This is a genomic window from Hymenobacter plasmatis, assembly GCF_020711255.1.
Classification (GTDB): domain Bacteria; phylum Bacteroidota; class Bacteroidia; order Cytophagales; family Hymenobacteraceae; genus Hymenobacter.
Genome location: NZ_JAJFAW010000048.1, coordinates 1 through 9,629 on the forward strand (window position 1 = coordinate 1; position 9,629 = coordinate 9,629).

The 9,629-nt window shown below is 63.5% G+C and carries 8 protein-coding genes and 1 pseudogene; 4 read left to right on the forward strand and 5 right to left on the reverse strand.

The features are described from left to right. Positions 1-144 precede the first annotated feature (144 nt). Entirely contained in the window at positions 145-591 is a 447-nt protein-coding gene (locus LJ738_RS20895; protein ID WP_227788298.1) for a YdeI/OmpD-associated family protein, read from the forward strand. A 442-nt stretch (positions 592-1,033) separates the two neighbouring features. Here the strand turns inward: LJ738_RS20895 and LJ738_RS20900 are convergent, their stop codons facing one another. From LJ738_RS20900 to LJ738_RS20915, 4 genes are read right to left on the reverse strand one after another with little or no spacing between them, the layout of a single operon-like run. Then, the gene (locus tag LJ738_RS20900; RefSeq protein ID WP_227788299.1) at positions 1,034-1,774 is read right to left on the reverse strand and encodes a LytR/AlgR family response regulator transcription factor; all 741 of its coding nucleotides are present in this window, start codon (positions 1,772-1,774) and stop codon (positions 1,034-1,036) included. Continuing rightward, positions 1,771-2,931: a sensor histidine kinase gene (locus tag LJ738_RS20905; protein ID WP_227788300.1), complete on the reverse strand. Its 1,161-nt coding sequence runs from the start codon at positions 2,929-2,931 to the stop codon at positions 1,771-1,773. The genes LJ738_RS20900 and LJ738_RS20905 overlap by 4 nt, the downstream gene beginning before the upstream one ends. Next, complete coding sequence (locus LJ738_RS20910; RefSeq protein ID WP_227788301.1) at positions 2,921-3,514, reverse strand: DUF7010 family protein; 594 nt, start codon at positions 3,512-3,514, stop codon at positions 2,921-2,923. Before LJ738_RS20910 ends, LJ738_RS20905 begins: the two co-directional genes overlap by 11 nt. Positions 3,515-3,551: 37 nt before the next feature. Then, positions 3,552-4,502 (reverse strand): alpha/beta fold hydrolase, encoded by a 951-nt coding sequence (locus LJ738_RS20915; protein WP_227788302.1) that lies wholly within the window; start codon positions 4,500-4,502, stop codon positions 3,552-3,554. A gap of 386 nt (positions 4,503-4,888) precedes the next feature. Here LJ738_RS20915 and LJ738_RS20920 point away from each other — a divergent pair, with 386 nt between their 5' ends. The 3 genes from LJ738_RS20920 to LJ738_RS20930 all read left to right on the forward strand — a co-directional run bounded on the left by LJ738_RS20920 (position 4,889) and on the right by LJ738_RS20930 (position 8,812). Beyond that, complete coding sequence (locus LJ738_RS20920) at positions 4,889-5,644, forward strand: hypothetical protein (RefSeq protein ID WP_227788303.1); 756 nt, start codon at positions 4,889-4,891, stop codon at positions 5,642-5,644. Positions 5,645-6,272: 628 nt separating this feature from the next. Beyond that, positions 6,273-6,683, forward strand: a complete 411-nt coding sequence (locus LJ738_RS20925; protein ID WP_227788304.1) for a hypothetical protein — start codon at positions 6,273-6,275, stop codon at positions 6,681-6,683. 389 nt (positions 6,684-7,072) lie between these two features. Beyond that, positions 7,073-8,812 (forward strand): IS1182 family transposase, encoded by a 1,740-nt coding sequence (locus tag LJ738_RS20930; RefSeq protein ID WP_227788305.1) that lies wholly within the window; start codon positions 7,073-7,075, stop codon positions 8,810-8,812. Here LJ738_RS20930 and LJ738_RS21680 read toward each other — a convergent pair. Continuing rightward, positions 8,753-9,430 (reverse strand): annotated as a pseudogene (locus LJ738_RS21680) (Riean_0653 family protein); the annotation flags it as partial. The gene LJ738_RS20930 and the pseudogene LJ738_RS21680 sit on opposite strands and share 60 nt — an antisense overlap. Positions 9,431-9,629 lie beyond the last annotated feature (199 nt).

Genomic DNA, 9,629 nt, shown 5'->3' on the forward strand with positions numbered 1-9,629 from the left:
GGGGAAGGTAGCACGAAAAGCCGTTGCGCCTCTGCCGGGCGGGTAGAATTCCCCTCCTTTTGGTATTCTTACCGTTTAGGTGAACGGCTAACTACCTTCACCCCTCTGTTCACCGAATGTCGTTGCCCCCTTAGCCAGATGACCATGGAATTTCGCGCCGTCCTCCAGTTGCACGGCAAGACCGCCACGGGCGTGGAAGTACCCGCCGCCATCGTCGAGGCCCTCGGCGCCGGCAAAAAGCCCAAGGTGTGCGTGACCCTCAACGGGCACCGCTACCGCAGCAGCGTGGCCGTGATGGGCGGCGTCTATATGCTGGGGGTGAGCGCCGAGCACCGGCAACACGCCCGCGTCCACGCCGGTCAGGAAGTCACCGTGCAGCTGGCCCTCGACACCGAAGCGCGGGAAGTCAACGTGCCTGCTGATTTGGCCGCCGCCCTGACGCACGACGCGCCCGCTCAGCGGTTCTTCGCGGGGCTTTCCTACAGCCAGCAGCTCCGCCACGTGCTGGCCGTGGAGCAAGCGAAAACGGCCGAAACGCGGCAGCGGCGCATTGCCAGCGCCGTGCAGCAGCTGCACGAAGGCCGGAAATAGGCGGGCGCCAACCGTGGGCAATCGCCCGATTGTTTAACCGGTGACCGTGCAACAGGCCGGCCGCACCGCGGGTGCTCAAACCGTGATTCGTGAAAATCTGGGAGCAGCCCACCTTGTAGCCTGATATTACCGTTTCACAAAACGATTGCCGCTCCGCAGCGACGTTTAAAGGCGCTAATGGAAGCGTCCATGAGTTACCAGCCGGGTATCACAACGGGCGGGCATCGCTAGGATGTCCTTGCCGGCCGTTAGGCCTGCCTGCGCTGGTAATGAGGTAATTGGGGCCGTTGCAGAGCCGGGCTGCCAAAGACCGCCTAGCAGTCTGCCGTGGGGAGGTATCGGGGACGGAATGCCCCGTACCTGTCGCCAACGCAAGGGGCCGGGCGTGGGGCACGGTGCCGGATACGGGAACCGCTGCGCGCCGGCCAAAGGTGCGCCGCCGCTACAGGCTCAGCAGCTCGCGGAAGCGCACCGACTGCTGGCGCGACACTTCTACCACCTCGGCGCCGCCCCGCAAGGTCAGGCGCAGGCTGTTGCTAAACCACGGCTCGACGCCCACCACGAAGTTCAGGTTGATAATCTGCTGGCGGTTGGCCCGAAAAAACACCTTCGGGTCGAGGCGGGCTTCGAGTTGGGCCAGCGTGCGCGGAATGAGCGGGCGGTGCTGGTCGAAGGAAATCCGGGTGTAGCTGCCGTTGATTTCAAAGAGCCGCACCTCGGCCAGGCGCACAAACCAGCACCGCTCCCCGTCCTTCACAAATACCTGGTCCTGCTCCGAGAGCGGGGCCGCGGGCGCGGCGGTGGGCGCGGGGGCCGGGCCGCGGCCATCGCCCTGCCGCTGCGCACGCACCTTGTCGAGGGCCGCGGCCAGGCGCGCCTCCTGCACGGGCTTTAGCAGGTAGTCGAGGGCGTTGACTTCGAAGGCACGCAGGGCGTGGGCGTCATAAGCCGTGGTAAAAACCACCGGGGGCGCCGCTTCCAGCGAAGCCAGCAGCTCGAAGCCGGTTTCGCCGGGCATGTGAATGTCGAGCAGCAGCAAATCGGGCCGCTGGGCCGCCAGCTGCGCGCGGGCGTCGTTGGCGTCGCGGGCTTCGCCGGCCACGACCACGTCGGGGAAAGCTTCCAGCAGGCGCCGCAGCTCGGCGCGGGCCAGGCGCGAATCATCCACAAGCAGCACTCTCATTGCACAGCGGGCGAAAGGGTAGAAAGAGGACTAAAGGCCAGTGGGCCGGCGGAGGCAGCGGCCACCGGCAGGCGCAGCGCCGCCAGCACCGTGTCGGCCGCGTTGGGGTCGTTGTCCAGGCTGAAAACCGCCGCCGGGCCAAACGCCTGCGCGAGGCGCTCGCGCAGCCCCCGCAGCCCCAGGCCGCTGCCGCCCGCCGCGGGCGCCGGGGCATAGCGGCCGGGGTTGCGCACCGTCAGGCAGAGCCAGCCGGCCGCGTCGAGCTGGGCCGTGATGGCCACGTAGCCCCCGGCCGGCCGGCTCGCCACGCCGTGCTTGATGGCGTTTTCCACCAGCAGCTGCACCGTGAGCGGCGGCAGCTGGGCGGCCCGGGCAGCGGGGGCCACGTCGAGCGCGTAGCGCAGCCGGTCTTCCAGCTGCAGGGCTTCCAGGGCCAGGTAGTCGGCCACGATTTCCAGCTCCTGCCCCAGCGGTACCAGCGGCGTGGCGCTGTGTTGCATCACGTAGCGGAGCAACTCGGCCAGGTGCGCCAGGGCCTGGCGGGCGCGGCCGGGGTCCTCGCTCACCAGGCCCCGGATGTTGTTGAGGCCGTTGAAGAGAAAATGCGGGTTGAGCTGGGCCCGCAGCGTGTTCAGCTCGGCCTCGCGCACGGCCGCCGTCAGCCGCCACTTCTCCACTTCGGCGCGGCGCGAGCGTTGCAGGTAGTGCCAGCCGATGTACGCGGCCGACCACAGCCAAAGCATGATGTTCATGTTCAGCGCGTAGCCTAGGTACGGCAACCAGCCCTGCGGACCTTGCCCGGCTGGCTGCCGCGGCAGCAACACCCAGGTCACCAAACCAATGGCCACCTCGCTGCCCACCGCCAGGGCCGCGTTGGCCAGCAGCAGCCGGCCCAGCAGCGCCAGCGGCGGCAGGCGCAGCCAGCCTTGGCGCCGCAGCAGCAGGCGCAGCAGGTGCGAGGCCCCCAGCAGCGCGCCGGCAATGACCCCGCTCATCACCCAAGCCCAGGCCCCGGCCGACTTGCCCGCGAAGGATTTGAATAAAATCAGGTTGAATACGGCGTAGGCGCCCCAGCTCAGCAGCTGCGTGCGCCAGTAGTAGCGGCTCGGGGGCGGCCCGGCCGGCTCGGTCCGGGGGCTGGTCGAGCTATTCTGCATGGGCCACGGCCTGGTAGGCGCGCTGGTTTTGGCGGTAAGAACGCCCGAGCAGCACCGCCAGCACCGCGAGGCACGCGGCCACAAAGGCGGGTATCAGGTAGAGGTGGCCCGGGGACAGGCGCAGCCCCAGTCCCAGGCAGCCCGCGCTGATCACGCCCGCCATGACGGCGTAGGCCGGGGCCCGAAAAAACCAGGCATAGGGGAAAAAGTGCGCGCCCGTGATAATGCCGTAGGTCATGATGAAGTGTTGCGGGAAGCGCATGTACACGAACACCAGCAGGGGAAAGTAAAAAAGCTGCGCCACATTCAGCCAGAGTCCCAGCGGCTGCAGCGGGTTGTGCGGCAGCGTCCAGGTGGTGCGCAGCGGCTTCGCCAGCAGGCGGGCCAGCGGCAGGGTAAGGGAGCCCGCAAAGAAGGTAATGAAGCCGTTGCGGCTGGGCGGGTTGGGCAGCAGCCAGACCCCGGCAATGGCCGCCCACACCAGCACGCCGGCCAGGATGAAGTCCAGGCCATTCTTGGCCTTCACGGACAACTCCAGCCGGAGCTGGTCCAGAGACAATGCGGGGGTCAGGGTGGCGGGCATGGGTTGCAGATGAAAAAGGTGAGAAAAGAACAAGCGGTTACTTGCGGGCAGCATAATTAGCCAGCAAAAATGCGTCGGTCTGCTTAAAAAACCACGCGGTGTCGTCGTACATGAGAAAGTGCTTGCCGGCCTCTGACATTTCGATGCGGTGCTGCGGAAGCTTGGCGTATTGCGTTGCGAAGATGGCGCGCGTCGAGGCCATGGTAGCGCCGTAAGGCTTATAGGCAGCCCAGGTGCCGAGCACCAGCGCGGGCTGCCGCACGGCGGCCAGGTCGGCGCGCAGGTCGGTGGTGTACATTTCGTACATGGCCTGGGCCACGCTCGCAGGGTCCGAGGCCTGGCCCCAGCGCGCCACCAGGCTTTGGCGGGCCGTGTCCGAAACCATGCTGGCCGCCATTTGGCGCTGTTGCGCCATCGGCATTTTTGCGGCCTTCATTTGCTGGCGCATGCCTTCGGCCAGGGGGCGGGCGGCTTCGGCGGTCAGGTTCGGGTTTTGGATGGCCGGCAGGAAGGGCAGCGAATCGAGAATCACGAGCGGACCCACCGCGTTGGGCCGCGTGGTGCTCAGCCACAGGCCCATAAAGCCGCCCAGGCTGTGCCCGATGATGGCGGGCCGGTCGAGCTTTTGGGTGTTGATGTAGGCCAGCAGCTGGTCGCGCACAGCGGGCAGAAAGCTCGCCGGGCTGCCATCGGCCGCCGGGGCCACGCCACCAAAACCGCTCAAGCTCACCACGTGGCACTGGTAGCGGCTCTGGTAGCGGGCCACTGTTTCGTCCCACACGGCGCCGGGGCAGGTCAGACCCGGAATCAGCAGCACGGGGCGGCCTTGGCCCACCACGCGTACCGTGAAGGTGGGATGGGCGGCGGGGTTATCAGCCACAAGGGTAGCAGCCCGAGCGGCGGGCGGCGCGGCGGCGACAGCCGGTTGAGCCAGGGCAGCACCCAGCAGCAGGACGGCAAAAGGACGGAGGAGAGCAGTGGATTTCACGGCGTTGGTGGTGTTTGGGTGATTGATGGCTCAAACCTACCCCTCCCCTTTCCCGCCCAAAAGACAATTCCTGCCAACGGTTATTCAGCCCCACGAACGGGCGCAAACCCTGCCGAACCGAAAGCCTCGTTTCGCGATTCAGACCGTGGCTGTTGCAGAACTCTGGATTTCGCCTTCAGCACCTATTGCACGTGCGATTCCGCCAACAGAAAGCATGCTCCAACCCCCTTTTAGGATGTTTCCTTTCGAGAACGACACTGCTGGAGTGCTCGTCGAGGAGTTCTGCAACAGCCACCACCCTTTCGCTGAACAGTAGATTTGTGGCCACCATTGCCAGCGATCGGCGAATCCCTTACTTTCCGTCGCCTTAGCCCCCGTAGCGCTCCATGCCCGTTCTCGCCCGCACCGATTTTACGCTGGGCACAAAAGTGTTGATTTACGGCGCCGCCGTTGGTGGTGGCGTCGTGGCTGCTTGGAGCGGTGTGGAGGCCATGCGCGCCCGAGACTACGGCCCGTTGTGGATGATCAGCCTGCCCTTGTTGCTCGGCTGCGCCGCCGGGCTGGTGTATGCCCTGCGGCACCGGCTGGAGTTGACGGACACGGGCCTGTGGCAATACGGCTTCCGCACCAAGCACCTGCCGCTGGCCGACATCGACGGCGTGGCCGAGGACCTGGGCGCGTACGTGGTCCGATCCGCCCACGCCACGATCCGCCTCACCACCGATTTACGGGACCAGCAAGGGTTCAAAGACCAATTGGTGGCGCAGCTCCAGCACTGGGACGCCACCCAACGGCCCCTGCCCGGACGCCGCCTGTCCCCGGAGGACCAAGGGAAGCTGCTGGTCCAAGTGCAGCACATGGTCGACGAAGGCGTGCGCACCGACACCCTGTTCGCGGCGGACCCTTCTCTCTTTGAAGAGTTGACCGAACCGGCCTATTACCTGGTGTATGAACACCCGGTGCACGCCTTTTTGCACCGCGCCTACGACGCCGACGGCGCTGCCGTCCACGCGTGGCTGGCCCACCGCTCCGCGGCGACGACACCCTCCGGAATGAACGTGTTTCTGTTGCCGCACCACGTCGAATGGCTGGTGGCCTATCTCGGCAGCGGAACCATCTTGGTGAAACCTGCCGGGCAATGAGCGCCTAAACGGCTCAATGAAGGACTTTTATAGTTTGAACCGTTTAAATGAACAGAGGGTACTGCGCCTTCCCAACTAGTTCAATGGCCTTCGGTCGGGGCGCAAATGAAAATTAACGCGTATTGAGTCACCTTGCTTTAGGTGCAACCTCAGTACCGATTGGAGGACACCAACTTGCCCAGTCATCATTTGATGACTGCCGGGTGGTACTGTCAAAAAATAATTGCCTTCTGCATTGGTAAATGATAACTGCTTGTCCAATGACACTATAGCGGAGGCTAAAATATAAGTGTTCGTTCCCTCTATCAATTTGACCTGTCCGAATAGAACGGGCCCTTTTGTTGGGTTGGTGGACCGAAAGCGCATAATTTCCTGTTCACGCGGCGGAGATGGGCCGACAGCAACACGTTTAGCACTGCACCCGTCCAAGCCGGCAGAAACCAGAAGCAACAACCAAAGAAAGGGGGGCAGCTTGTGCAGCATGGTGGAAAGATAGGGCGAGCAGGACCACTGCTGCTCCCTTGTCGCAGATAGTCCATCTTTTCGCTCCTTTGTGAGAACGGTAGCGATTCTGACCGTTTCAGTAAACCGCATGAGGCTAGATACCCGACCGGTTACTTTTGGCGGTATGCTTCGCACCCACGTTAATTATTTCCTAGCGGTGCTCTACCGCCGCAACCAGGCCACGATGAAGTTTACAAGCGACTCGGGCGTCGTGGTGATTGCCAAACTGCAGCTCGGCGTGCTGCTGTTCTTCTACGTGTATCCCATCACGGGGGCGCTGGGCCGGTTCTGGACGCACCGCGAAACGGACCTGCACCTCACCAGCAGCAATTACTTGGACTCGGTGCTGCTGGCGGGGGCCTTTTTTGTGCCCGTTCACCTGCTGGCGTGGCCAACAGCGCGTTTAGTCGCCTTTGCCGCAGACGAGGAAAACCAGTCCATCATGCAGCAAGCACAACAAACGTTACTAGTCCTGCTCATTATCGGATTTATTTTGCTCATCGTTCTTGCCAAGTACAACGTCGGGACGCTATAAAGAATCAGAACAGCTTCCATTATAATCCCTCGTTTTGCGAGTCGGACCGTGGCTGTTGCAGAACCCAGTAAGTGACCTCAAAAGGCACACGCTCGCTGCTCAATGCGTGTAAAAAGGGCCTTTAGCCGCTTTTCTCCCTTGCTTCTGGTCGCCGAAACTTTGCTGACAAGCGTTGCGAGGAGTTCTGCAACAGCCACGACCGTGGCTGTTGCAGAACTGCCCAAGTGCACGCATCGCCGAGCAACAGAACGGGGCATTCGGGGCTTGTTCGAGCAATTGATGACCCAATAAACAGGTGGTGAATACCCGTTTAGGGAGTTCTGCAACAGCCACGGTCGTGGCTGTTGCAGAACTCTTGACCGGTTAGGCTACCGGTTCGTAGAGGAAGGATGCAAGGCAAGAAGCAATACCTCGATAAAGAGGTGGTCCGCTTTCGGCTCTCCGAACGGGTTCCGCCCCATAACCTGTACCGCCGGCTGTCGGAGCTGGTCGACTGGGCATTCCTCTACGAGGAGACCCAGGCACTCTATAGCCACACGGGCCAGCCTTCGCTCGACCCGGTGGTCTTCTTCAAGCTCGTGCTCGTGGGCCGGCTGGAAAACCTGGTCAGCGACCGGCGCCTGGTCGAGCACTGCGCCCTGCGGCTGGACATTCTCTACTTCCTGGGCTACGAGGTGGATGAAGAATTGCCGTGGCATTCGACCGTGAGTCGCACCCGCCAGCTGTTTCCAGCCGCGGTCTTCGATCGCCTGTTCGACCACGTCTTTGCCCAGTGTGTGGCCCGCGGCCTGGTGGCCGGCGACACCCAAGCCGTGGATTCGGCCCCCATCAAGGCCAACGCTTCCTTGGAAGGGGTGCTGGAAAAGCGCGCCGCGGGTGCTCCCGGCCCGCACGTGGCGGGGAGCAGCGACGAGCCGGCGGTGCCACCCGCCGCAGTGCTGACCGCGCCGGCGCACCAGCTGCGCAACCTGGCCACGGCCCAAGCCCGGCGGCAGGGCACGCAATCCGGCGCCCTGGGCGCCCAACACGAAAAGGCGCGCATGCTCAGCAACAAGACCCATTACAGCCCCACCGACCCCGACGCGCGCATCTCCATCAAACCCGGCAAGGCCCGCGCGCTCAATTACCTCTGCAGCCTCGCGGTGGACACGGCCACCGGCGTCATCAGCCACGTGCAGGCCGATTATGCCGATAAACGCGACAGCCTGCACTTGCCCCGCCTGCTGACGGGCTTGCAGCGGCGCTTGCGCGACCACGAATTACCCCTGCGCGAGCTGCTGGCCGACGCCGGCTACGCCAACGGCCCGAACTACGCCCGGCTCGAAGCCGCGCACATCACCGCTTGGATTCCCGTGTTCGGCCAATACAAACCGGAAATCGAGGGCTTCGCCTACGACCGCCAGACCGATGCCTTTACCTGCCCCGAGGGCAACACGCTGTCCTTTCAGAAGTACGACACGAACCAGGACGGCGGGTGGCACAAGATTTACTGGGGCCCGTGCCGCACCTGCCAGCAGTGCCCGCGCAAGCCGCTGTGCGCGCCGCGGGCCCGGCGCAAGCAAATCAACCGCACGATTTACGACGCCGCGTACCGCCGCGCCTGGCTGCGCCAGCACACCCGGCGCGGGCAGCGCATGCGGCGGGTGCGCCAGGGCACGGTCGAGCCCGTCTTCGGGAATCTGGTTCACCACTACGGCCTCCGACGAATGAACGTGCGCGGGCACACGGGCGCCCACAAAACCATGCTGCTCACGGCCGTGGCTTACAACCTCAAAAAGCTGCTCAACCACCGCCCCACCCGGCAAGTAAGCTTGGCCGTGGCCCTGCCAAGGCCACTTGTAGCCGTTACAGCCGCGGTGAGCGGCTTAGCAGCGGGCCTTTGTTCCCAACGGAAGCACTTTTCCAGTACCTGCTCGGAAAAACAAGCACCTAAATCGAGTTCTGCAACAGCCACGACCGTTTTCTTGAACACTAGTTATTTAGTGCTATTTGATAATCAATTGGCGTTAATAGCGGACATCGAAGCGACCTTGTGTTATTTCCCTGGTCACGTAGGGCGTCCAGGTCTGACGCAGTTGTCCTTCAAACGTACCGGCAATGATGTGGCGCACCGTGTCCACCTGCGTTAACACGATGCGGCTGGCGGCTGCCGTGCTCAGGGCCAGCCGGTGGGTGGCCTCCGTCGTTAGGTGGTCCTGGAGGGCAAATCCGGTGGGCACCGGGCTGACCGTGCCCGTGAACTGGGGCGAGCACCGATAGTTCCCCGGCCCTCGGACGGAGTCCAGTTGCAGCAGAAAGCCTTCCGCGTACTGCGCGGTACTGAGTTGCGTGGTCACGACCAATCGAAGCAGTCCGCTGGGCCCGCGGTCGACCCGGGCCAAAAGCGAGTTGTCTCGGCAGGGGCCTGAAAAGACGCACGTTTGCCCGTAGGTGGTCCAAACCCGTCCGTCTACTTGGAAGCCTAGGGTATTGGCGCCCACGGTGGTGGCCGGGGGCAGCCGCAACGCTGGTTCCGGCGTTTTGGAACGAGTACACCCACTTAGTAGCAGGCAAGTACCCAAGAAAGCCGTTGGATAGGAAACACGATTCATGTAGTCGGAAGTAGAATAAACGCAAGCGCAACGTGACAGCGGTGGGGTTCCATAGCATCGGCAGGGCCTGCTTTGCGGCGACTGCCGAACGCGAGTACGGGTAGCAGCATCAGGCTCCGGAGAACGTTCACGAGGGTGGCACGAAACGCAGTACATCGACGTGATGCGACTCGAATATAGTGCTTTTCCGATGGAATGGCCCGACCTGGGGCAATGCGACGAACGGACAGCCAAGCGACTCCTTTAGGAGAACGGAGAACGGAGAACGGCCAGGATTCGGACCGTGGCTGTTGCAGAACTGCCCAAGTGCACGCATCGCCGAGCAACAGAACGGGGCATTCGGGGCTTGTTCGAG